We start from the raw sequence: 22,891 nt of genomic DNA, 5'->3' as shown, positions 1-22,891 counted from the left end.
GTTGTCCCTCGTTGCGAACGGTCGACTGCCTTCCGCGCCGCGGTCGCTGCCGCGACCAGCCCCGACGTGCAGGTGCCGACCTGCCCCGAATGGACGCTGTTCGACCCGGTGCAGCACCTGGGCGAGGGGCGCCACGCCTGGGCCGCCACCATCGTCGCGGGGCCTGACGCCACGGCCAAGGCCGAACCGCAGGGCGACCCGGCCGCGCCGCGGGAGCTCGAGGCCCTGCTGGCCTGGCTGGCCGCGTCGACGCAGCAGTTCCTGGATGCGCTGCGGGAGGCCGGCCCGGACCGCGGTTGCTGGACGTGGTGGGGGAAGTCGCAGTCGCCGCAGACCTGCGGTGCCGCCGCGCGACGCCGGCTCCACGAGATCGCGGCGCACACCTACGACGCCCAGCTCACCGTGGGCGCCCCGCAGCCAGTCGGACGATGTCCACCCGCGAACGGATCCCCAGCTTGCGGTAGACCCGGGTGAGTGTCGCCTCGACCGTCTTGACGCTGATGAACAGCCGTGCGGCGATCTCCCGGTTGGTGGCGCCCTCCATGACCAGCGCGGCGACCTGACGCTCCATCGAGGCCAGTCCCTCCAGCGCCGCCGACGCGCTGTCCCGCTCGGGGACGGCGGTCGGCTGCGTCTCGACCGCGGCGGTGGCCGCGTCCACCTGACGCAGCCAGGGCAGCGCCCGGCACCGCCGGAACAGCCGCGCCGACTCGTCGTACGACGTCGGGCCCGGCCGCCGCGTGCGCAGCAGGGCCAGCGCGAACGCGGCCCGCGCCTCCTCCAGGCCATAGCCCAGCTTGGCGAGCCGGTCCTGCACGGAGGTCAGTCGGGCGAGCGCCTCGTCGTGGTCCCCGCGCGCCGCCCGCACCAGCGCCTCCGCGCGGTCCATGACGGCGAGGATGCTCTCCCGGCCGAGCCGCATCGCGTGTTCGCGGGTCACGTCGATCACGTCCTGCGCCTCGCCCGGCTCCCCGACGCGCACCAGGGCCTCGGCGAGGTCCCCCTGCCAGCGGCCGCGCGCGGGGTCGGTGATGCCGAGGCCCAGCTCCAGCTCGCGCACCCGGCGCAGCGACCCGACCGCGCCCGCCGCGTCCCCGGCCACCAACTGGGCGTACCCCAGGGCGGCCAGGGCCCGGGAGAGGTACATCTGGTCGCCGTCCTCCTCGGCCCGCCCGACCGCCTCCCGGGCCAGCACCAGTGCCCGGTCCACGTCACCGCCGGAGGCCTCCGCCAGGGAGGTGAGCATGGCCGAGGCGCCCAGGCCGATGCCGGAGTCCCGGGCCAGCCGCAGGGACTCGCGGGCCAGGTCGAGGGCGCGGCCGCAGTGCCCGGAACGCAGCTCGGTCTCGGCGAGGAAGCGCTGGAAGTGCACCTCGCTCTCGACCATGCCGCGCCGCTGCACCTCGCGCAGCAGCGCGGTGATGGTCGTGCGGGCCTCCGGCAGCTGGTCGCTCATCAGCAGCCAGCGGAACCGGGCCATCCCCACGCCGTTGTGATGGCACGCCACATACGGGTCCTGGGGTTCGCGCAGCGCCCGCTTGATGGTGGCGGGCGCGTCCGGGTGCCCCATGAGGGTCTCGGTGGAGGCCTGGAGCGACAGGGCCATCAGCTCGGTGCGGCGGTCCTCGCCCCGCGCGGCCAGCTCCGCCGCGTGCGCGGCCTGCCGGCGGGCCTCGGCGAATTCGCCGACCACGACCAGGCCCCGCCAGGCCAGCCGGTAGTGGACCAGGGCGAGCAGCCTCGGGTCGTCGCCCGCGTCGGCCAGCACCTGTGGGAAGACGGCGTCGACGTCGCCCATGGCCTGGCCGGCCGCCTCGATCACCACCTCCCAGGCCCGCACCCGCTCGGCGGGCACCGTGGCCCGGGTCAGCACCTCGCGCGCGATGTCCCGGGCGAGGTCCACCTCGCCGGCGATGATCGCGTCCTCCGCCGCCTGCAACCGGCGTTCGTCCGGGCCGGGTTCGCCGTCGGCCGGGGTGTGCCGGGCCGCGAGCAGCCCGAGCGAGGCGGCGACCGAGGGGGCGCCGCGGTCCCGGGCGAGCGCGGCGGCCTCGGCGAGCCGGGCGGCGACCTCCGGGTCGGTGCCGGTGGTCGTCAGGGCGAGGTGCCGGGCCCGCTCGATCGGGTCGGAGGCGGCCGTGGACAGCGCGGCGTGCGCGGCGCGCCGCTCCTGCGCGGTGGCCTCCGCGTACAGCGCGGCGGAGATCAGTGGGTGCGCGAACCGTACGGCCGGGCCCTCCGGCTCGGTCGTCAGCAGTCCGAGCGCCGCGGCCTGCGCGGTGTCCGCCTCGGCGTTCTCCAGCCCCGCCTCGTGCAGCAGCGCGAGCGTCGGGCGGGCGCCCGCGCTGGCCACCAGGAGGGTGCGGCGGGCCTCGTCCGACAGCATGTCCAGGCGGCTGAGGACCAGGGCGCGCAGCGAGGTGGGCACCGGCAGCGGCTCACCGGGGCGCGGCGGGGTCGGGTTCTCGGCGAGGGCGCGGCCCAGTTCCAGGGCGAACAGCGGGTTGCCGCCGCTGGTGCGGTGGATGTCGCGGACGGTGGAGCGCGGCAGGTCGGTGTAGCCGCGGTGGTCGAGCAGCGCGGAGACATGGGCGCGGGAGAGCGGGTTGAGCCGTACGGCGAGGGTGTCCGGCGGGGACGCGCGTAGATGCCGGTCGTACTCCTGCCCCTCGGTCCGTACCGCGCACAGCATCTGCACCGGGGTGTCGCCGAGGCGGCGGGCGGCGAAGCCGAGGAGTTCGGCGCTGGCTGAATCCAGCCACTGGAGGTCGTCGGCGACGATCAGGACGGGGCGCTGCGCGGCGAGGGCGCGCAGCGCCGACAGTACGGCCAGCCGCAGCGCGAGACCGTCGCTCTGGAGGGTGGACTCGCCGCGTCCGGTGAGCGCCGACTCCAGGGCGGTGCGCTGGGCGACGGGCAGTTGGTCGGAGACCTCGCCGACGACGAGACCGAGGAGGTCGGCCAGGGCCAGGAAGGGGAGATGGGATTCGGACTCGGTCGCCGAGCAGCGCAACACAATCCGTGCCGTATCGGCGTATTCCGCGGCCAATGCCCGCAGGACGGTCGACTTTCCTATTCCGGCGGGCCCGTGGAGCAGCACACTGCCGCCGCGCGCGAGCTGCTCACGCGCCGCCGTCGTCAGCTCGTCCCTGCCGATGACCAGGTCGGGGCGGCTTCTCGCAGGCTCCTGGAACTCCCGTCGCACGGTCACCGCTCCCCTCCGTGTGTCGTGTCCTGGCCAATATTAGGCAATCACCCTTTGAAATTCGGACGTACGGCGTGGTGAGGGAAATAACACGCCGTGGCATACGGAAATTCAAAGCGCGCCTGAATGAATGAGAAGTCGTCGTCCGGTGGGGCCGCCGGAGCGTATGCCGCGCCTCCCCGCGCGGTACGCGACCCCACCCCGCCCGGCGCTACGGCAGCACCCCCGCCCGGCGCGCGGCGGCGACCGCCTCCCCACGCGTGTGCGCCCCCAACTTCCGCATCGCAGATCTCAGATACCCCTTCACCGTCTCCGGCCGCAGCCCCAGCCGCTGCGCGGCCACCGCGTTCGTCGTCCCCTCCGCCACACACGCCAGCACGTCCACCTCACGCGGCGTGAGGCTGATTCCGGCCGTCGCCGGGTCCCCCGCCAGCAGCCCGCACGCGGCGAGCAGCTCGGCCCGCAGCGCCGGGTCGGCGATGCGCGGGGCCAGCGCCCGCAGGGCCGCGTGGGCCTCCCGCACCTGCTCCCAGCCGGCGCCCGGGCCGGAGTCCCGCTGAGCGGGCCGCGTCCGCGCCGCCGTCAGCAGCGAACCCGCCTCCTCCCGCACCACCAGCGCCTGCTCCACGTCCCGCGCCGCCGCCACGGCCGCCGACAGCGTGCGGTCGCCCAGCGGCTGGGCCGTGCGCAGGGCGCCGTACAGCACCCCGCGCACCCGGCGCCGTACCACGACCGGCACCGCCAGCACCGAGCGCAGGCCCTCGGCGGCCACGGCGGCGTCGTACTCGTGACTGATCTGCCGGGAGAGCGAATAGTCGGTCACGGCGCACGGACGGGCCAGCGCCACCGCCTTGCCGCCGAGGCCGTTTCCCGAGGTCACCGTGAGGGCGCTGAGCGCGAGCGTGCTGTTGCCGCTCAGTTCGCTGATGCGCATCTGCTGCCGCCCCGTGCCCACCAGGCCGCCGAAGGCCACCGGGAGACCGGTCGTGCGGCGCAGCCGCGCCAGCGCTCCCCGTATCTCCGGCGCCCCGGCCGGGTCCGTTGTCACCTGATCGCCCCTTCATCACGGCCGACTCGTGGCCCACACCCCCGTTCGGGGGTAGTGAGACCTGCATCACGGATTACACGATGGCAGAGCACCGTCCGGCAATGGTCCGGCACGGCGCGGGAGTGAGCCGAAGGGGCTTGCCGGTGTGCACACGGCGCCCCGGCGGCGAACGACCGGATGAATCAGGAGGACGGATGACGACGGCGACGGAACAGTTCCGCGAGGCTCGGGACTTTCTGCTGGCCCACCGCGAGGACTACGCCACGGCCTACGAGGGCTTCGCCTGGCCGCGCCCCGAACACTTCAACTGGGCGCTGGACTGGTTCGACGTGATCGCGGACGGCAACGACCGCACCGCCCTGCACATCGTCGAGGAGGACGGCTCCGAGACCCGGCTCTCCTTCGCCGAGCTGGCCGAGCGGTCCAACCGGGTCGCCAACCTGCTGCGGGAGCGGGGCGTCGGCGTCGAGGACCGCGTCCTCGTCATGCTCGGCAACCAGGCCGAGCTGTGGGAGACCGCGCTGGCCGCGATGAAGCTGCGCGCGGTCGTCATCCCCGCCACCCCGCTCCTCGGCCCCGCCGACCTGCGCGACCGCGTGGACCGCGGCCGGGTGCGGCACGTGATCGTGCGCGCGGAGGACGCGGCGAAGTTCGACGACGTGCCCGGCGACTACACGCGCACCGCCGTCGGCGGAGTCCCCGAGGGCTGGCAGCCCTACGAGGACGCCTACGCCGCCTCCCCGGACTTCCTGCCCGACGGCCCCACCCTGGCCGACGACCCGCTGATGCTCTACTTCACCTCGGGCACCACCGCCCGGCCCAAGCTCGTCGAGCACACCCACACCTCGTACCCCGTCGGGCACCTGTCGACCATGTACTGGATCGGCCTCAAGCCCGGCGACGTGCACCTCAACATCTCCTCACCCGGCTGGGCCAAGCACGCCTGGTCCAATCTCTTCGCGCCGTGGAACGCGGAGGCGACCGTCTTCATCCACAACTACACGCGCTTCGACCCGGCCCGGCTGATGGCCGAGATGGACCGGGCGGGCGTCACCACCTTCTGCGCCCCGCCGACCGTCTGGCGCATGCTCATCCAGGCCGACCTGACCCAGCTGCGCACCCGGCCCCGCGAGGTCGTGGCCGCCGGCGAGCCGCTCAACCCCGAGGTCATCGAGCAGGTCCGGCGAGCCTGGGGCGTGACCGTCCGGGACGGCTTCGGACAGACCGAGACGGCCGTGCAGATCGCCAACAGCCCCGGCCAGCCGCTGAAGACCGGCTCCATGGGCCGCCCGAGCCCCGGATACCGCATCGAGCTCCTCGACCCGGTCTCCGGCGCACCCGGCGCCGTCGAGGGCGAGATCGCGCTCGACCTGTCGGCGCGGCCGGTCGGCCTGATGACCGGCTACCACGGCGACGCGGACCGTACGGCGGAGGCGATGGCGGGCGGCTACTACCGCACCGGCGACATCGGCACCCGCGACAAGGACGGGTACGTCGTCTACGTCGGCAGGGCGGACGACGTGTTCAAGGCCTCCGACTACAAGATCAGCCCCTTCGAGCTGGAGAGCGCGCTGCTGGAGCACGAGGCGGTGGCCGAGGCGGCCGTCGTGCCCGCCCCGGACGAGCTGCGCCTGGCCGTTCCCAAGGCGTACGTCGTCCTCGCCGCCGGCTGGGAGCCGGGACCGGACACCGCGAAGGTGCTCTTCGACCACTCCCGCGAGGCGCTGGCCCCCTACAAGCGCATCCGCCGCCTGGAGTTCGCGCCGCTGCCCAAGACCGTCTCCGGCAAGATCCGCCGGATCGAGCTGCGCGAGGCCACGGCCGCGGGCTCGGCGGACGAGTACCGCGAGGAGGACTTCCGGTGAGTGAGCTGTCGGTGGGTGAGCGGTCGGTGGGTGAACTGTCGTACACGCACGGCACGAGCGGGACCGTCCTGCTCGGCGACACGATCGGGGCGAACCTGGACCGGGCCGTCGCCGCCTGGCCCGACCGGGAGGCACTGGTCGACGTGCCCTCCGGACGGCGCTGGACCTACGCCCGATTCGCCGCTGACGTGGACGCGTTGGCGTACGCCCTGCTCGCGAGCGGAATCGCCAAGGGCGACCGGGTGGGCATCTGGGCGATCAACTGTCCCGAGTGGGTCCTGGTCCAGTACGCCACCGCCCGCATCGGCGCGATCATGGTGAACATCAATCCGGCCTACCGCACGCACGAGGTGGAGTACGTCCTCAACCAGGCCGGCGTCTCCCTGCTCTTCGCCTCCCTCAGTCACAAGACCAGCGACTACCGGGCGATGGTCGAGCAAGTGCGGGGCAGATGCCCGCAGTTGCGGGAGACCGTGTACATCGGGGACCCGAGCTGGGAAGCGCTGATCGCGCGGGGGACACCGGTGCCGTTCGAGCCCTTGTCCTGCGACGACCCGATCAACATCCAGTACACCTCGGGCACCACGGGCTTCCCCAAGGGGGCGACCCTCTCCCACCACGCCATCCTCAACAACGGTTACTTCGTGGGCGAGATGATCGCCTACACCGAGCAGGACCGGATCTGCGTCCCGGTGCCCTTCTACCACTGCTTCGGCATGGTGATGGGCAATCTGGCGGCCACCTCCCACGGCGCCTGCATGGTGATCCCGGCCCCCTCCTTCGAACCGAGGGCCACCCTGGAGGCGGTCCAGCGGGAGCGGTGCACCTCCCTCTACGGCGTCCCGACCATGTTCATCGCGGAACTCAACCTCCCCGACTTCGCGACGTACGACCTCTCCTCCCTGCGCACCGGCATCATGGCGGGTTCGCCCTGCCCGGTGGAGGTGATGAAACGGGTGGTCGCCGAGATGAACATGGCCGAGGTGTCCATCTGTTACGGCATGACCGAGACCTCGCCGGTCTCCACCCAGACCCGCCGTGACGACGACCTGGAGCACCGCACGGGTACGGTCGGCCGGGTCCTGCCGCACATCGAGGTCAAGGTCGTCGACCCGGCGACCGGCGTGACACAACTCCGCGGCAAGGCGGGCGAGTTGTGCACCCGTGGCTACAGCGTGATGCTCGGCTACTGGAACGAGCCGGAGAAGACCGCCGAAGCCGTCGACGCGGGGCGCTGGATGCACACGGGCGACCTCGCGGTCATGCGGGAGGACGGATATGTCGAGATCGTCGGCCGCATCAAGGACATGATCATCCGGGGCGGCGAGAACATCTACCCCCGCGAGATCGAGGAGTTCCTCTACGGCCACCCCAAGATCCAGGACGTCCAGGTCATCGGCGTTCCGCACGAGAGGTACGGCGAGGAGGTCCTCGCCTGCGTCATCCCGCGCGACCCGGCCGACCCGCCGGCCCTGGAGGAGGTGCGCGCGTACTGCGAGGGGCGGTTGGCGCACTACAAGATCCCCAGCAGACTGGCGATCCTGGACTCCTTCCCGATGACGGTGTCGGGCAAGGTACGGAAGGTGGAGCTGCGGGAGACGTACAGGGACTGAGGCCCTGCGCCCGGCAGGTCAGTCCCTGCCCATGCACACCCGCGGCCACCGGTCGAGACCGTGCTCCGCCTCCGCGGCGCGGATCGCGCGAAGGCCCGGGGTGAGCTCGGCTTCCGGGAGCGTGCGGAAGCCGAGGCGGGTGTAGTACGGGGCGTTCCACGGGACTTCTGTGAACGTGGTCAGGGTCAGCCCGGCCAGGCCCTCGGCCCGGCCACGGACCGCCGCGTGGTCGAGGAGGGCCCGGCCCACACCCCGGCGGGCGGCACGAGGGTGCACCGAGACCTGCTCAACGTGGAACGCCCCGTCCACCGGCTCCCCGATCAGATAAGCGACGGGCCGGTCCGCTCCGTCGACGGCGACCCAGGCGTGCCCCGCCCGGCGGTAGCGCTCCAGCACGGCTGACGCGAGCGGCTCGTCCTCGGCGATCTCCACCATGCCGACCGCACGGAAGGGTGCACCGGCGGCGCGCTCGATGTCCTGGAGAGCGGCGAGTTCGACCGGGGCCGCGGGGCGGATGCGCATACGGCGAGTATCGAACGAAGCGGGCGCGCACGTCGTCCGTGAATCCTGATCACCGGTTTCTGTCCTGCGCTCCCGACGCGTCCAGCCGTACCGCCGGGGCGTTCAACGGCTTGGGGATGCCGTTGAGTTCGAGGACGAACAGGGGGATGTCCAGGCCCTCGGCGCGGGCGCGGGCCTCGTCGGTGTAGCCGGCGAGGGAGAAGTGGACGCAGGCCGCGGACTCCGTCATGGCCGTGAGCCACAGGCACTCCACATCGCGCAGGGACGCGGGACGGATGGCCGGGTCGACCTGGGCGAGCAGCCCGCGGGCGGCGAGCCCGATGCCCGACGGCGGGCGCTGGTCGGCCCGGCGTATGTCCTGGTAACCGAGGCTGCGCAGGTACAGCGCGGCGGCGGTGGCGGCGTCGCGCGGGGTACGGATCGTGACCGGCTGGAGGACCCGGCGAGCACGTGCCGGTTCCGTTGTGGTCGGGGGCCGGGCGTCGGTCGTGGTGGCGGAGGACATGACCGGCACCCTCAGCACCGTCCCGCACGGGCAGCCCAGTTCCGGCCGGGGCCATTCGTCCCGGCGGCCGCAGGAAGCGCAGCGCAGGCTGACCCACTGCTCGTCCCACACCTGGTGGGTGACCGCGGTCGCGGTCCCGGCGGTGTCGAGCGGCGGCCGGACGGGTGCGCCGCACACGCACGGGTACGACGGAGCGGCGTAGAGATGCTCGCGCCGGCAGGCCGGACAGCGCACGGACACGCTCTCGGACATGGCCCCATCGTCGCCCACGAACCCCCTGCCTGTCCGTCTCTCGGCCTCCTTCGGCCGACCTTCCCGCCTCCTTCGGCCGACTCTTGACGCTCTCCGGGCACCCTCTTACATTTCTTCCAGATAGTAGAAGTCAAATTCTGCTATACGGAAATCGGTAGGGCGTCGGAATGCTCGCCGCGGGGCGGCGTCGGCGCGCCCGAACTCGGCGTAACGGCCTGGACCATGTCAAGGCCGCCGAGGGCTCGACTGCAAGGCGATCCGAGTGACCGGCCCGGACGAACTCGGCGCGGCCTTCGAGCAGGCCAAGAAGCTCGCCGCCGGGTACCGGGTCCCGGTCGTCGTAGAGGTGATCCTGGAGCACGTCACCGACATCGCGAGGTCGACGACCAACGACATCGGCAACGTGGTCGAGTTCGAGGAACGGGCGACCGAGCCGGACCATGCGCCGACCTCGATCAAGGCGCTGAAGGTCTGAGACGCCACGCGGGAGAAGGGTGGTGTACGGCCTTCTCCCGTGCTCAGTCCGTGCCGCCGCCCCCGCCGCCGCAGGAGTAGTACGACGAGGGGAGGCCCGCGCCGCCCGTTCCGCCGCCCCGGGGACGCCCGTGGAACCCCTTGTCCGCCACCTCGGCGCGGGCGAGGAGTCCCGCCCGCAGGGCGAAGCGCGGGAAGAGCGCCCGCAGGGCCGCCTCGCCGTGCAGGGCGACCGCGAGCAGCTTGTCGTGGTCCGTCAGACCGTGCCTGCCCGTGGGCAGGGGGTGCTGCCGCTGAAGGTCGCGCAGATGACGGCGGGCCGCGAAGGTCGGGCCGAGCAGCGGGTAGCGCAGCAGACCGGCGTCCGCCAGAGGGACGCGCATCAGGGCCACCGCCAGGCGGATGTCGGACCGCCGCGCCAACTTCCGCGGTTCGCGGGGCTCTTCGAGGCAGGCGCGCACCGCGCTCTCCAGCGGCGGGAGGGGAGGCCGGGAGTGCCCCGGGGCCGCGTCCGCGACGAGGGGAGTCGTACGTGCCGTCCCCGGCGGGCCGGGCTCCACCTCGCCCCGCAGCTGCAGACCCACCACGGCGACCGTGACGGCGGCGCGGGGACCGCCCCGCAGGAGCGCGATCTCGTGCGGCTCCAGCCGCGCCGTCTCCGCGCCGTCCATCACATCACCCCCGTACCGGGACCCGCCGCCCCCGTGCCGGCGGGCCCCGTGTGACGACAATGTGCCCGCACAGGGGAGTGGTTGAAGCCTTTCGGCGCCGTTTCAGAGCTTGATTTGAGGATTCCGTAGTCGGTCTACGACCGGTGCCGTACGCGTGTTCACCGCTCATGGGGTTCCGACAACCCCGGCCAGTCGTCGGGGCCTCCGCCCTGCCACTCGATCAGGTCGCTCTCCTCGACCTCGATCCGGTCCAGGTCGGCCAGTCGGAGGATTTCGACGACATCGTCCAGGTGGGTGGCGATACCGAGGGGCTCGTCGCCCAAGGTGACTCGGCGGGAGCCGTCCAGGGCCGGGGCGTGCACCACGATGTGCGGGTACTGCGTCGGGTTTCCCATGGCTTCAGGCTGCTGCGCCGGGCCCTGATCCGCACGCCGGAAGGGCCGTGGCGGTGCGACGGGCTGCTGCTCCGCGAATCCCAGAGCCGACGCTCACTTCCGCCTTGGATTATTCCGCATTACGGAAATTAAGTCCTTTTTATTGGAAACTTGTCGTCGCTGGTCAGGGCTTGTCAAGAGCGGTCGGCGGAAAGCCGTACCGCGCGTTAGGTTGGGCGCGTGCGATTGAGAGTGGAGTTCACGACCGAGCCGTTCGATCTCGACGAGGCGCCCGCGCACGCGCTGGTGGCGCGCGAGGTCGTCGAGGCGGCAGATCTGGACGCCGTGGACGTCGGCCCGTTCGGCAACACCGCGGAAGGGCGCGCCGACGCGGTCCTCACCACCGTGGACGCCCTGCTGCGCAAGACCCTCGAAGCCGGCGCCACCCGGATCTCGCTCCAGGTCAACGTCGTCGGGGAGGGCGAGTGACCGGCATCGGGGACGAGCCGTTCATCACGGCTGTGAAGCCGCTGGTCGACGCCATGGGCGGCGAGATGCTCCCGCCCGACGAGGCCGGACCCGACGACGTCGTGCTCTCCTGGGAGGGCGCCGATGTCGTCGCCGTGCGGCTGCCCCAGCTCGCCGACTCCCTCGACCACATCCTGGCCGCCATGGAGCGCAAAAAGGGCCGGCCCCTGGCCGACCTGGACCGCAAGGCCAAGCAGGAGGTCGTACGGATGCTCGAGGCGCGCGGCGCCTTCTCCGTACGGCACGGTGTGGAGACCGTGGCGAGCGCGCTCGGGGTGAGCCGCTTCACGGTCTACAACTACCTCAACCGGGAGAAGGGCTGAGCGGCGGAGGGGCCTCGGCCCGCAACCCCGGAATTTTCAACAAAGTGTTGACGTGAGGTTGGGGGGAGGCGTTAGCTGGCCCCGTGACTTCGACCTCCATGCCCATGGGCCTGGCCCGGTTCAATGAACTCGAGGAGTCGTCGGCCCTCGCCGCCCTCCACGAGGCGTGTGCCGCCAGGGCGTGGGCCCGGCGCGTGCTGGCCGGCCGTCCCTACGCCACCGCCGACGCCCTCGGTGCCGCGAGCGACGCCGCCATGGCCGAACTGACCGTCGCCGAACTTGAGGAGGCGATGGCTGGGCACCCGCCCATCGGCCGCCCCGAACCGGGCGACCCGGCGTCGGCCCGTGAGCAGCGCGGCATGGCCGGCGCCTCCGACGAGCTCAGGGCGGAGATGCTGGAACTGAACCTGGCCTACCAGCACCGCTTCGGTCACGTCTTCCTCATCTGCGCCACCGGCCTGACCGGCGAGCAGATGCGCGACGCGGTCAAGGAGCGGATGGGCAACACGCCCGAGCGGGAGCGGGAGATCGTCCGCACCGAACTGGGAAAGATCAACCGCATCCGGCTGGCCCGACTCGTCGCAGAGGACGCCCGATCATGAGCACCGGCACCACCGCCTCCGTGTCCACGCACATCCTGGACACCAGCGTCGGCCGCCCAGCCGAGGGCGTCGCCGTCCACCTCTCCGTCCGCAGCGGCAGAGCGGCCGACTGGCAGGTGCTCGGCGGCTCCGCGACAGACGCGGACGGACGGTGCAAGGACCTTCCGGCACCGCCGGAAGGAACGACCCACGTACGGCTCGACTTCGCCGTCGAACCGTACTTCGAGAAGAAGCAAGCCGATGCGCAGCAGGACGCCCCCGCGAATCGGGACAGCGGTGCCGGGGTGTTCTTCCCGGAGGTGGCGATCACGTTCGCCGTGGTGCCGGGCGAGCACTACCACGTACCGCTGCTGCTCAACCCGTTCGGCTACTCCGTATACCGAGGGAGCTAGCTCCATGCCCATCCTGGGACCGAACCAGTACGGCAAGGCCGAGAACCGAGTCGTCAAGATCACGCGGGACGGCGCCACCCACCACATCAAGGACCTGAACGTCTCCGTGTCGCTCTCCGGCGACATGGACGAGGTCCACTACTCCGGCTCCAACGCCACCGTCCTGCCGACCGACACCACCAAGAACACGGTGTACGCGTTCGCCAAGGAGTACGGCATCGAATCCGCCGAGCAGTTCGGCATCCACCTCGCCCGCCACTTCGTGACCTCGCAGGAGCCGATCAGAACGGCTCGGATCCGTATCGAGGAGTACGCCTGGGAGCGCATCGAGCACTCCGGCGAGGGCGCGCACTCCTTCGTCCGCAAGGGGCAGGAGACCCGGCTCGCCCAGATAACCTACGACGGCTCCGCGTGGGAGGTCGTCTCCGGGCTCAAGGACCTGACGGTCATGAACTCGACCGACTCGGAGTTCTGGGGCTACGTCAAGGACAAGTACACGACACTGCCCGAGGCGTACGACCGTATCCTCGCCACCGACGTCTCCGGCCGCTGGCGCTTCAACTGGACCGACGACGGACAGGAAGCCCCTGATTGGGAGCTGTCGTACGCCGAGGTGAAGGGGCACCTGCTGCGGGCCTTCGCGGAGACCTACTCCCTCTCGCTCCAGCAGACGCTCTACGCCATGGGCGCACGGATCATCGACCACCGGGACGAGATCGACGAGGTCCGCTTCTCCCTCCCGAACAAACACCACTTCCTGGTGGACCTGAAACCGTTCGGGCTCAAGAACGACACCGCCGACGGAGCCGTGTACCTCGCCGCGGACCGCCCGTACGGCCTGATCGAGGCCACCGTCCTGCGGGACGGCCGCGAGGCGAAGATCCCGGCGGACCTCACCAACCTCTGAAGGACGAACCATGGCAGCAGCCCATCGCACCGTGATCGAGAACGCCGCGATCGCCACCGTCGACGCCGAGGACACCGAGTACGCGACCGGGTACGTCGTCCTCGCCGGCAACCGCGTCGAGTCGCTCGGCGCGGGCAGGGCCCCCGAGGGCCTGGAGAACGTCGACCGGCGTATCGACGCCACCGGTCACCTGGTCACCCCCGGCCTGGTCAACACCCATCACCACTTCTACCAGTGGATCACCCGGGGCCTGGCCACCGACCACAACCTCTTCGACTGGCTCGTCGCGCTGTACCCGACGTGGGCGCGCATCGACGAACCGATGGTGCGGGCGGCCGCCGAGGGCTCGCTCGCGATGATGGCCCGGGGCGGTGTCACCACCGCCATGGACCACCACTACGTCTTCCCGCGAGGCTCGGGCGACCTCTCCGGCGCCATCATCCGCGCCGCCCGAGACATGGGCGTCCGCTTCACCCTCGCCCGCGGCTCCATGGACCTCGGCGAGAAGGACGGCGGCCTGCCGCCGGACTTCGCCGTCGAGACCCTCGACGGCGCCCTCGCCGCAACGGAGGAGACCGTCAAGGAGCACCACGACACCTCGTTCGACGCGATGACCCAGGTGGCCGTCGCCCCCTGCTCCCCCTTCTCCGTCTCCACCGAACTGCTCAGGCAGGGAGCCGAGTTGGCCCGCCGTCTCGGCGTACGGTTGCACACCCACGGCTCGGAGACGGTCGAGGAGGAGAAGTTCTGCCACGAGCAGTTCGGGATGGGCCCGACCGACTACTTCGAGTCCACCGGCTGGCTCGGCGAGGACGTGTGGATGGCGCACTGCGTCCACATGAACGACTCCGACATCGCGGCCTTCGCCCGGACGAAGACCGGTGTGGCCCACTGCCCGTCCTCCAACGCCCGCCTCGCCGCCGGCATCGCCCGCGTCCCCGACATGCTCGCCGCCGGCATCCCCGTCGGTCTCGGCGTCGACGGTACGGCGTCCAACGAGTCCGGCGAACTCCACACCGAGCTGCGCAACGCGCTGCTCATCAACCGCCTGGGCGCCCACCGCGAGGCCGCCCTGAATGCCCGTCAGGCCCTGCGCCTGGGCACGTTCGGCGGTGCCCAAGTCCTGGGCCGCGCACGCGAGATCGGCTCCCTGGAGCCAGGCAAGCTCGCCGACCTCGTGCTCTGGAGGCTGGACACCCTCGCCCACGCCTCCATCGCCGACCCGGTGACGGCGCTGGTCTTCGGCGCGCCGGCCCCGGTCACGGCGTCGTTCGTCAACGGCCGCCAGGTCGTGGAGAACGGGCGGCTCCGCACGGCCGACGAGGACGCGATCGCACGCTCCACACGGGCGCAGGCCCAGCGACTGGCACGGATCGCCGCGCAGGGCTGAGCCCGGGCACTCCGGTCTTATCAGGCGCCTCCCATCGGGCGCCAGGACCAAGTCGGTCAGGCGAGAGTGTGTGGCGAACAGGTCGTGGAACGAGGCGGCATCATCCAAGGAGTGGATCACGAGGGCCATCCTGCCCGCCGCGCCCGAGCCAGGACAGGGGCCGGTGGTGCCTCCGACCTGGCGGAGCCACTCCGAACTGACCGCAGCGCGTCTCCTACGGCAGGCAACGGGTCAGCCACACCAGTTCGCCACTGTCTTCGGCAGAGACATGGTCGCGCTGGAACCCAAGCTTTTCGAGGACGCGAAACGATGGCGCGTTCCAGGGACGCACCGTCGACCAGAGCCGTTTCCGCCCAGTCGCGATCGCCGCGTCGAGCACCGCGGACGCCGCCTCGGTGGCATAGCCCTGGCCGTGCACGCGCCGGAACAGCTCATAGGCGATCTCCGGCTCGTCAACAGAAGCCCGACCGACAGTGAGCCCGCAATACCCGATGAAGTCGCCCACCTCGCGGCGGATGACAGGCAGCAGAGCGATCCCTGTCAGCGCCGACGCAGCCCGCTGATCCTCGATCATCCGCCGGTTCTCCTCGATCGACGGCATACCACCACCCCGTTCGGCGACGAGCGCGCGATGGGCGTCGATGTCGGACTCGGTCCACTGACGCAACGTCAGGCGTGCGGTGTCGAGTTGGAGCGGCATCGGCGAATACGGCATGGCGACACCCTATCGACGCCGGCCGTCGCGTCCACGCAGGTCAGCGGGACCCAGCACAGGGAAACGGGTTGAAGAACACCTACTGACAGGGCCGCGGCCGCGGCAGCCGCCCCGTGAAGAACGAGCGCGGCGGTACGCCCATCAGGGTGCGGAAGTCCGACGTCATGTGCGACTGGTCGTAGTAGCCGGTGGTGGCGGCGAGTTGGGCCCACGGGGCCGTCTCCGCATGCGTCAGGACGTGCCGTACGCGGTCGATGCGGGCGTAGTGCTTGGGGGAGAGGCCGACGCCCTCGGTGAAGAGGTTGCGCAGTTGCCGCTCGCTGACCGCGAACTCGCGTGCCACGTCCTTGACCTGGGCGGGGGAGCGTCCGGGGCGGGTGGACAGGGCGTCCACGGCGGCGCGCAGCAGCCGGGTGCGCGAAGGGTCGACGGCCGGGGCGAGCCGGCCGGGCAGTGCGCGCGCCAGATGGGCGGGCAGCTCCTCCGCCGTCAACTCCATCAGATCCGCGGCGAGTCGGCGTGCCGTGACCGTCGGCAAGGCGGCCAGCCGCAGGACCTGTCCCACGAGGTCGACCGCCGGGGTGCCGAGCAGCGGGCGGACCGTCCCCGGCCCCAGGCGCAGTCGCACACAGGACCGCACCCGCCGGTCGGCGTCCGTGTGGTACGAGGCGCGGGTGCGCGGGCCGACGACGAGCGCGTCGCGCCGGCCGTCCTCCTCGACCCGTACGACCAACTGCGTCGCGGTGTCCGGCACATGGGTGAACGACTCGGGCAACTCCCCTTGGACAGCTACCGATTCGATGCCGGTGATCCAGGGACGCAGGTCGTCGGGGACGGTCAGGGGGCGCTCGGCGAGGGCGTTCGTCATCCTCCCACCGTAAGCGCGCGGACCGCCCGCGGGGGTCTCGCAACCGTGCCGGTATTTCCTAGAGACCGGGGGCGTCCGGCGGCCACCGTTGGGGTCATGATCCTGGTGACGGGTGCCACGGGCACCATCGGAAGTGACGTCGTACGACAACTCGCGGGCCGTGGGGAGAAGGTGCGCGCGCTGACCCGCGATACGGCGCGGGCCCAGGTGCCGCCCGGGGTGGAGGTGGTGCGCGGGGACTACCTCGACCAGGGCTCGCTGGACGCGGCGATGTCCGGCGTGACGGCCGCGTTCCTGGTGGGTGTCCCCGGCCCCGACACGCGGCACGACGAGGATCTGGTGGCCGCGGCCCGGGCGGCGGGGGTGGGCCGGCTGGTGAAGCTCTCCGCGATCGGGACGGGCGACCCCGAGGTGGGCCTGTCCGGCACCTGGCACCTGGCCGGGGAGCGGGCGCTACGGGAGAGCGGGGCGGAGTGGACGGTCCTGCGCCCCTCCTCCTTCGCATCCAACACGCTGAGCTGGGCGCGGCCGATCGGAGCGGGCGAGCCGGTGCCCAACCTCACCGGTGACGGGCTTCAGGGAGTGATCGACCCGCGTGACGTGGCCGAGGTGGCGGTACGGGCCCTCGTCGAGGAGCGGCACACCGGGCGGACGTACACGCTGACCGGGCCCGAGACGATCAGCGTTCCCGGCCAGGCCGCCGTCCTCGCCGAAGTCCTCGGCCGCACGGTCCCGACACACACCCTCACGCCGGACGAGACCCGTGACTTCCTGCGCACCTGGGGCCTCGGCGAGGCACAGGCGGAGGGCGTCCTGGCCGGCAGCGCCTTCGTACGCGCGGGTGGCAACGCCGTCGTCACGGAGGACGTACGGGAGGTACTGGGGCGGCCGGCACGGACGTACCGGGAGTGGGCCGAGGACCACCGGGAGGCGTTCGAGCCTGCGTGAGGGGCGGGGTGGCGGTCAGTCGGCGGTCGGTGTCGGTCGTGGCCTGAGCACCGCCGCCGCCAGCGCGAGGGCCGCCACCGCGATGCCCGCGGCCACCCGGAACGCCAGCTGGTAGCCGTCCGCCGTGGCCGGGAGCAGCGTTGCGCCGTCGCCGAGCAGGCGGTCCGTGTGGCTCGCCGCGAGGGTCGACAGCACGGCCAGGCCCAGGGAACCACCGACCACCTGGGTGGTGTTGAACAGCCCGGACGCCAGACCGGCGTCCTCCTCGCGTGCTCCGGACATGGCGAGCCCGGTCAGCGCCGGCATCGCCGCGGCGAACCCGGCGGCGAGCAGCAGCAGCGGCGGCAGGACGTCGGCCGCGTAGGAACCGGCCACGGGCGCCCGGCTCAGCAGCGCCATCCCGGCGACGATGAGGGCGAGTCCGGCGAGCAGCACGCGGTACGGACCGAACCGGCCGATCGTCCGCGCCGACAGGCCCAGCATCAGCGCACCGATCGCGACCGGCGCGGGCAGGAACGCCAGGCCCGTAATCAACTCGCCGTAGTCCAGGACGCGTTGGAGGTACAGCGCGCCGATGAACTGGAAGCCGTACATCGTCCCCACCATCAGGATCTGCACGGCGTTCGCGCCGCTGAGCAGCCGGGAGCCGAACAGCCGCAGTCGAAGCAGCGGGCGGGCGGCCCGGGCCTGGTGGAGCGTGAACGCCACGAACAGGGCGAGGGCGAGGGCGCCCAGCAGCAGTGTGCCGGTGAGGCCGCGGTCGCCGGCGCCGACGATGACGTACACGGTGAGCATCAGTGCTCCGGTGATCAGCGCGGCGCCGGGGTAGTCGGCGCCCTCGCCGAGCCCGGATCCCCGCTCCGCCGGGAGCACCCGGAGTGCGGCGAGCCAGGCGACCACCCCGATGGGCAGGTTGATCAGGAAGATCCAGTGCCAGCCGACCGTCTGGGTCAGCGCCCCGCCGAGGAACGTGCCGAGTGCTCCGCCCGCCGCGCCGACCGCGCTGAACACCGCGATGGCACGGGCCTGTTCGCGAGGTTCGGGGAACAGCGAGACCAGCATGCCGAGGACCACTGCCGTGGTCATCGCCCCGCCGACGCCCTGGAGGGCGCGCGCCGCGATCAGCAGGCCCTGGCCGGTCGCGGCCCCGCACAGCACCGAGGCCGCGGTGAACACGGCGAGCCCCACCGTGAACATCCGCTTGCGGCCGACGAGGTCGCCGAGCCGGCCGACCAGCAACAGCAGTCCGCCGAAGGGAATGAGGTAGGCGTTGACGACCCAGGCGAGCCCGGGCCCGCTGAAGCCGAGGTCGCTCTGGATGGCGGGCATCGCCACGGTGACGATGTCGCCGTCCAGGATCGTCATCAGGGTTCCCGCGCACAGGACGACGAGGGCCGCCCAGCGGGAGTACGTCCGTCGCGTCGCAGGGTTCGTCCGGGTGGTTCGTGTCCGGGTGGTTCGTGTCCGGGACTCGGTCAGGGCCGTCATGGCGGCGTGGCCTCCGCGATCTCCATGGGTTCCGATGCGTGCTCTTGGTGCACGACTTGTAACGGGGAACATCGTGAATGACCATGGAGGCCGGCATAAGGAGGCAGTCCGATGTCCCAGAGGAACACCGGTGTTACCCCGCAGGTCGTGAACGCGCACGCGTGCCCGGTCCGTGAAGTTCTTGACAGGGTCTCCGGTAAATGGAGCGTGCAGATCCTGGTCGCCGCCGCGCACGGCCCCATCCGTTTCACGGAGTTGGAGCGCGGTATCGAGGGCATCAGCCGCCGGATGCTCACCCTCACCCTGCGCAACCTGGAGCGCGACGGGCTGGTGACCCGCACGGTGCACCCGACGGTGCCACCGCGGGTCGAGTACGAACTGACCCAGGTGGCCCGCGAGTTGCACGAGACGCTGCAACGGCTCACCGAATGGGCCGAACGCAACCGCGTCTACATCGCCGAGTCGCGTGCGTCCTACGACACCGAGCACCGGCCGGAACTGGTCGACGTGTAGGAACTCAGAGCCCGAACATGGCCGGGTCCGCGGCGAGTTCCTTGAAGTACTCCCGTGGATCCGCCACCAGTCTGCGCTGTTCCAGGTCCAGCAGTCCGCCGACGGCCATGACCTCGGCCGCCACCGTGCCGTCGGTCTTGCGGATCGCCTGCCGCATGCGGAACGTCTTTCCCTCTCCCCAGTCGAAGGCACAGGTCACCTCGACCTCGTCGCCCGCGAGCAGTTCCCGGTGGTAGCGGATGGTGGTCTCCAGGGCCACCGGCCCCACGCCCTTGCCGATGAGGCCGGACTGGCTGATTCCCGCCGCCTGGAGGAGGCTCCAGCGGGCGTGCTCCGCGTAGTTGAGGTAGACGGCCTGGTTGAGATGTCCCTGGACGTCGGTCTCGTAGCCGCGAACGGTCACGGGGACGGAGAACGGCTCGGTCATGGCTTCCCCTTTCTCTCGATCTTGGCATGCTCATCTCGCCCGGCGCGGCGACGCCAGTAGATATCGAGCCCTCGTGCGGGGTTCCGTGTACTCGCCGGCCTGCCAGCCCGCCGCCTCCAGCGTGGCCGCGCACCCGCGCAGCGCCTCGGGGTCGGGTTCGCGCACGGCCACGGCCTCGGGCTGCGGGGTGGCGCGCACCCGGTAGCCGTCGCCGTCCTGCCCGGCGGGGCGGTGTCCGGCCGCCTCCAGGGCGAGTGCGGCGGCCTGCACGAGATGCGTGCGCTCCCAGCCGCACGGGCGGTCGGTGGCGCCGTCCGGGTTGGTCATCCGGCGCAGCTCCAGCAGGCCCTGCCAGGCGCTGTGCACCTCGCGGACACGGGCGGGGGAGTGCTCCGGCGGCTCCTCCTCGCCGCCGACGCGCGCGGTGAAGACGCCCGATGCGGCGGGCTTCGGGGGCTCGGGAGCCTCGGGCACCGCCTCCCGTATCCGATGCCCCGCCGGGGTCAGGAAGTGGTCATGGGGCGGACGCGGGTGCCGGAAGGCGAGCCCGTGCTTCACCAGGGCGGCCAACTGCGCAGCCGTACCCCGCAGCCGCCCGGTGACCGGGTCGGCGGCGTCGATGACACGCCGTTGCGCGGCGGTGGGCGGTCGTGTCACGGCGTGCTCCCTCCCGTCCCGGGGGGCATGGCACCCACCTGTTTCCGAGACTACGACGGAGGTCTGACATTCCACCCGGCGATCACCGGCCGCCCGTGCTCCGTGCTCAGGCGGCTCATCGTCCCCGTCGCCAGCTGGAACAGTGCTCCGTGCGCCGCCGACAGTCCGAGCCGCCGGGCGGTCAGCACGCGCAGGAAGTGCCCGTGGGCCACCAGGACGACCGCGCCCTCGGTGGTGGCGAGGGCCGCGTCCGCCTCGGCCAGCACGCGGTCGGCGCGCTCCCCGACCTGGTCCGGGGTTTCGCCGGGGTGGTCCGGCGGCCCGGGTGCCACGCCGTCCGTGAACAGGAACCAGCCCGGCCGGGTCCGCTGGATCTCGGGGGTCGTGACCCCCTCGTACCCGCCGTAGTCCCACTCCCGCAGGTCGGCGTCGACCCGTACGTCGTGCAGTCCGACGAGCTCGGCCGTCTCCCTGGCCCGCTGTGCGGGGCTGACGAACGCGGCGCCGATCCGGTGCGAGCGGACCAGTGGGACGAGCCGGCGGGCTTCCTCCCGGCCGTGCTCGGTCAGCGGGACGTCGGTCCACCCGGTGTGCCGGCCCGAGCGCGACCACTCGGTCTCGCCGTGCCGGACGAGGAAGAGATCACCCATGACCCCAGGCTACGAGGCGCTACTGACGGTAGCCGCTCAGGAACCGCCCGATCCTGCTGATCGCCGCGTCCAGGTCGTCCGCGTGGGGCAGCGTGAGGATGCGGAAGTGGTCGGGGGCCGGCCAGTTGAAGCCCGTGCCCTGGACCACCTGGATCTTCTCCCGCAGCAGCAGGTCCAGGACGAATTTCTCGTCGTCGTGGATCGGGTGCACCTTGGGGTCGATGCGCGGGAAGGCGTACAGCGCCCCCTTCGGCTTCACGCACGACACGCCCGGGATCTCGTTGAGCTTCTCCCAGGCCACGTCCCGCTGCTCGTGCAGCCTGCCGCCCGGCGCGGTGAGCTCGTGGATGGACTGGCGGCCGCCGAGCGCGGCCTGGATGGCGTACTGGGCGGGCGCGTTGGCGCACAGGCGCATGGAGGCCAGCATGGTCAGGCCCTCCAGATAGTCCCGCGCGTGCTGCTTCGGCCCGGTCACCACCATCCAGCCGGAGCGGAAGCCCGCCACCCGGTATGTCTTCGACAGACCGCAGAAGGTCAGGACCACCAGGTCGGGGGCGAGGGCGGCGGCCGAGTGGTGCACGGCGTCGTCGTAGAGGATCTGGTCGTAGATCTCGTCGGCGAGGACCATCAGCCCGTGCCGGCGGGCGAGGTCGAGGATGCCCTCGACGATCTCCTTCGGGTACACCGCGCCGGTGGGATTGTTGGGGTTGATGATGACCACGGCCTTCGTGCGGTCCGTGATCTTGGAGGCCATGTCGTCCAGGTCCGGGTACCAGTGGGCCTGCTCGTCGCACAGGTAGTGGACCGCCTTGCCGCCGGCCAGCGTGGTGACCGCGGTCCACAGCGGGAAGTCCGGGGCCGGGATCAGGATCTCGTCGCCGTCCTCGATCAGTGCCTGTACGGCCATGGAGACCAGCTCCGAGACGCCGTTGCCGAGGAAGACGTCGTCGACGTCGACCGCCAGACCCAGGGTCTGGTAACGCTGGGCGACCGCCCGGCGGGCGGAGAGGATGCCCCGCGAGTCGGTGTAGCCGTGGGCTTGCGGGAGCATCCGGATCATGTCCTGGAGGATCTCCTCCGGCGCCTCGAAGCCGAACAGCGCGGGGTTGCCGGTGTTCAGGCGCAGCACGCTGTGGCCGGCCTCCTCCAGCGCGTTCGCGTGCTCGATCACGGGGCCGCGGATCTCGTAACAGACCTCGCTGAGCTTGTTCGACTGCCGGAACTCCATGCGCGCTCGCCCCTCCGGTTCGGTGTGTTGCTTGGTTTTACCAAGTTCGAGCTTGGAAAGTCCAACAACATGTCTACACTGCGTCGCATGTCACCTCGCCGAAGCTACGACCAGTACTGTTCCGCCGCCCGCGCGCTCGACGTCGTCGGCGACCGCTGGACCCTGCTGATCGTCCGGGAACTGCTGGCCGGCCCCCGCCGCTACACGGACCTGCACGCGGACCTGCCCGGCGTGAGCACGGACGTACTCGCCTCACGGCTGAAGGACATGGAACGGGACGGGATCGCCACTCGACGCAGGCTGCCGCCGCCGGGCGCGGCCTACGTCTACGAACTCACCGCACGCGGACGTGAGTTGCTGCCGGTGCTGCAGGCACTGGGGGAGTGGGGAGGGCCCGAGCTCGGCGAGCGGCGCCCCACGGACGCGGTCCGCGCCCACTGGTTCGCGCTGCCGCTGCTGCGGTGCCTGGAGGGCGAGGGCCTCCTCGAAGTGCGGCTGGAGGAAGGGGACTTCCACCTGTTCGTCGGCGCCCAGGACGGCCCGGTCTACGGTGACGGGCCCGCGCCCGCGGAACCCGACGCCCGGCTGGTCCTGGACGGCGACACATGTGCGGCACTGGCCCGGGGGGAGTTGAGCCTGGCGGACGCGGTGCGCGACGGGCGGGTCGAGGTGAGCGGCGAGGGCACACTCGCGAAGGTGCTGCGCGAGGCATGAGTGAGGGCCCGC

24 protein-coding genes and 2 pseudogenes are annotated in these 22,891 nt (G+C 71.7%); 13 read left to right on the top strand and 13 right to left on the bottom strand.

Features of this window, described 5'->3' with window-relative positions; translation table 11 throughout:
* Positions 1-15 precede the first annotated feature (15 nt).
* Positions 16-423, top strand: a pseudogene (locus tag IG99_RS35395) (maleylpyruvate isomerase N-terminal domain-containing protein); the annotation flags it as partial.
* Here the strand turns inward: IG99_RS35395 and IG99_RS35390 are convergent.
* Both IG99_RS35390 and IG99_RS35385 read right to left on the bottom strand, forming a co-directional pair.
* Entirely contained in the window at positions 398-3,211 is a 2,814-nt protein-coding gene (locus IG99_RS35390) for an ATP-binding protein (RefSeq protein ID WP_037681512.1), read from the bottom strand. The pseudogene IG99_RS35395 and the gene IG99_RS35390 sit on opposite strands and share 26 nt — an antisense overlap.
* A gap of 205 nt (positions 3,212-3,416) precedes the next feature.
* On the bottom strand, positions 3,417-4,253 hold the full coding sequence (locus IG99_RS35385; RefSeq protein ID WP_037681509.1) for a helix-turn-helix transcriptional regulator: 837 nt from the start codon (positions 4,251-4,253) through the stop codon (positions 3,417-3,419).
* Between the two features lie 194 nt (positions 4,254-4,447).
* On the opposite strand from IG99_RS35385, the gene IG99_RS35380 reads away from it, so the two are divergent.
* Together IG99_RS35380 and IG99_RS35375 are read left to right on the top strand one after the other, a co-directional pair.
* Entirely contained in the window at positions 4,448-6,118 is a 1,671-nt protein-coding gene (locus tag IG99_RS35380; protein ID WP_037681507.1) for an AMP-binding protein, read from the top strand.
* Entirely contained in the window at positions 6,115-7,731 is a 1,617-nt protein-coding gene (locus IG99_RS35375; RefSeq protein WP_324606157.1) for an AMP-binding protein, read from the top strand. The genes IG99_RS35380 and IG99_RS35375 overlap by 4 nt, the downstream gene beginning before the upstream one ends.
* An 18-nt stretch (positions 7,732-7,749) precedes the next feature.
* On the opposite strand, the gene IG99_RS35370 is transcribed toward IG99_RS35375, so the two are convergent.
* Positions 7,750-8,253 (bottom strand): GNAT family N-acetyltransferase, encoded by a 504-nt coding sequence (locus IG99_RS35370; protein WP_037681505.1) that lies wholly within the window; start codon positions 8,251-8,253, stop codon positions 7,750-7,752.
* 49 nt (positions 8,254-8,302) lie between these two features.
* Positions 8,303-9,010, bottom strand: a complete 708-nt coding sequence (locus tag IG99_RS35365) for a hypothetical protein (protein ID WP_037681504.1) — start codon at positions 9,008-9,010, stop codon at positions 8,303-8,305.
* Positions 9,011-9,196: 186 nt separating this feature from the next.
* Between IG99_RS35365 and IG99_RS35360 the strand changes: the two are divergent.
* Positions 9,197-9,485 (top strand): annotated as a pseudogene (locus tag IG99_RS35360) (glyoxylate carboligase); the annotation flags it as partial.
* Between the two features lie 43 nt (positions 9,486-9,528).
* Here the strand turns inward: IG99_RS35360 and IG99_RS35355 are convergent.
* Positions 9,529-10,155, bottom strand: a complete 627-nt coding sequence (locus IG99_RS35355; RefSeq protein WP_037681497.1) for a hypothetical protein — start codon at positions 10,153-10,155, stop codon at positions 9,529-9,531.
* 158 nt (positions 10,156-10,313) lie between these two features.
* Complete coding sequence (locus tag IG99_RS35350; protein WP_037681495.1) at positions 10,314-10,550, bottom strand: hypothetical protein; 237 nt, start codon at positions 10,548-10,550, stop codon at positions 10,314-10,316.
* Between the two features lie 219 nt (positions 10,551-10,769).
* On the opposite strand from IG99_RS35350, the gene IG99_RS35345 reads away from it, so the two are divergent.
* From IG99_RS35345 to IG99_RS35320, 6 genes are all read left to right on the top strand, one after another.
* Complete coding sequence (locus IG99_RS35345; RefSeq protein ID WP_037681493.1) at positions 10,770-11,018, top strand: YkoF family thiamine-binding protein; 249 nt, start codon at positions 10,770-10,772, stop codon at positions 11,016-11,018.
* Positions 11,015-11,380 (top strand): helix-turn-helix domain-containing protein, encoded by a 366-nt coding sequence (locus IG99_RS35340; protein WP_037681491.1) that lies wholly within the window; start codon positions 11,015-11,017, stop codon positions 11,378-11,380. The genes IG99_RS35345 and IG99_RS35340 overlap by 4 nt, the downstream gene beginning before the upstream one ends.
* Positions 11,381-11,463: 83 nt before the next feature.
* Positions 11,464-11,982, top strand: coding sequence for a 2-oxo-4-hydroxy-4-carboxy-5-ureidoimidazoline decarboxylase (uraD, locus tag IG99_RS35335; protein WP_037681488.1), 519 nt, complete (start codon positions 11,464-11,466; stop codon positions 11,980-11,982).
* A complete protein-coding gene (gene uraH / locus IG99_RS35330) occupies positions 11,979-12,374 on the top strand; it encodes a hydroxyisourate hydrolase (protein ID WP_037681485.1) in 396 nt (131 codons plus the stop codon). Before uraD ends, uraH begins: the two co-directional genes overlap by 4 nt.
* 4 nt (positions 12,375-12,378) lie before the next feature.
* On the top strand, positions 12,379-13,281 hold the full coding sequence (gene pucL, locus IG99_RS35325) for a factor-independent urate hydroxylase (protein ID WP_037681483.1): 903 nt from the start codon (positions 12,379-12,381) through the stop codon (positions 13,279-13,281).
* Between the two features lie 10 nt (positions 13,282-13,291).
* Positions 13,292-14,671, top strand: coding sequence for an 8-oxoguanine deaminase (locus IG99_RS35320; RefSeq protein WP_037681480.1), 1,380 nt, complete (start codon positions 13,292-13,294; stop codon positions 14,669-14,671).
* Between the two features lie 214 nt (positions 14,672-14,885).
* On the opposite strand, the gene IG99_RS35315 is transcribed toward IG99_RS35320, so the two are convergent.
* Together IG99_RS35315 and IG99_RS35310 are read right to left on the bottom strand one after the other, a co-directional pair.
* Positions 14,886-15,386: a GNAT family N-acetyltransferase gene (locus tag IG99_RS35315; RefSeq protein WP_037681478.1), complete on the bottom strand. Its 501-nt coding sequence runs from the start codon at positions 15,384-15,386 to the stop codon at positions 14,886-14,888.
* 79 nt (positions 15,387-15,465) lie between these two features.
* Positions 15,466-16,254 (bottom strand): AraC family transcriptional regulator, encoded by a 789-nt coding sequence (locus IG99_RS35310; RefSeq protein WP_037681475.1) that lies wholly within the window; start codon positions 16,252-16,254, stop codon positions 15,466-15,468.
* 96 nt (positions 16,255-16,350) lie between these two features.
* On the opposite strand from IG99_RS35310, the gene IG99_RS35305 reads away from it, so the two are divergent.
* The gene (locus tag IG99_RS35305; RefSeq protein WP_037681473.1) at positions 16,351-17,202 is read left to right on the top strand and encodes an NAD(P)H-binding protein; all 852 of its coding nucleotides are present in this window, start codon (positions 16,351-16,353) and stop codon (positions 17,200-17,202) included.
* Between the two features lie 15 nt (positions 17,203-17,217).
* Here IG99_RS35305 and IG99_RS35300 read toward each other — a convergent pair whose 3' ends face one another.
* Positions 17,218-18,567: an MFS transporter gene (locus IG99_RS35300; protein WP_234312064.1), complete on the bottom strand. Its 1,350-nt coding sequence runs from the start codon at positions 18,565-18,567 to the stop codon at positions 17,218-17,220.
* A 234-nt stretch (positions 18,568-18,801) separates the two neighbouring features.
* On the opposite strand from IG99_RS35300, the gene IG99_RS35295 reads away from it, so the two are divergent.
* Positions 18,802-19,203 (top strand): winged helix-turn-helix transcriptional regulator, encoded by a 402-nt coding sequence (locus IG99_RS35295; protein WP_037681471.1) that lies wholly within the window; start codon positions 18,802-18,804, stop codon positions 19,201-19,203.
* A 4-nt stretch (positions 19,204-19,207) separates the two neighbouring features.
* On the opposite strand, the gene IG99_RS35290 is transcribed toward IG99_RS35295, so the two are convergent.
* From IG99_RS35290 to IG99_RS35275, 4 genes are read right to left on the bottom strand one after another with little or no spacing between them, the layout of a single operon-like run.
* Entirely contained in the window at positions 19,208-19,630 is a 423-nt protein-coding gene (locus IG99_RS35290) for an acyl-CoA thioesterase (protein ID WP_037681470.1), read from the bottom strand.
* 30 nt (positions 19,631-19,660) lie between these two features.
* Positions 19,661-20,287 (bottom strand): hypothetical protein, encoded by a 627-nt coding sequence (locus IG99_RS35285; RefSeq protein WP_037681468.1) that lies wholly within the window; start codon positions 20,285-20,287, stop codon positions 19,661-19,663.
* A gap of 50 nt (positions 20,288-20,337) precedes the next feature.
* Entirely contained in the window at positions 20,338-20,937 is a 600-nt protein-coding gene (locus IG99_RS35280) for a histidine phosphatase family protein (protein ID WP_037681467.1), read from the bottom strand.
* 19 nt (positions 20,938-20,956) lie between these two features.
* Positions 20,957-22,165: a pyridoxal phosphate-dependent aminotransferase gene (locus tag IG99_RS35275; protein ID WP_037681465.1), complete on the bottom strand. Its 1,209-nt coding sequence runs from the start codon at positions 22,163-22,165 to the stop codon at positions 20,957-20,959.
* A gap of 87 nt (positions 22,166-22,252) precedes the next feature.
* Here IG99_RS35275 and IG99_RS35270 point away from each other — a divergent pair, with 87 nt between their 5' ends.
* Positions 22,253-22,879 (top strand): winged helix-turn-helix transcriptional regulator, encoded by a 627-nt coding sequence (locus IG99_RS35270; protein WP_037681463.1) that lies wholly within the window; start codon positions 22,253-22,255, stop codon positions 22,877-22,879.
* Positions 22,880-22,891 lie beyond the last annotated feature (12 nt).

It is taken from the genome of Streptomyces griseus subsp. griseus (assembly GCF_000720255.1).
GTDB lineage: Bacteria > Actinomycetota > Actinomycetes > Streptomycetales > Streptomycetaceae > Streptomyces > Streptomyces griseus_I.
This window is presented reverse-complemented; position numbering and strand designations above follow the sequence as displayed.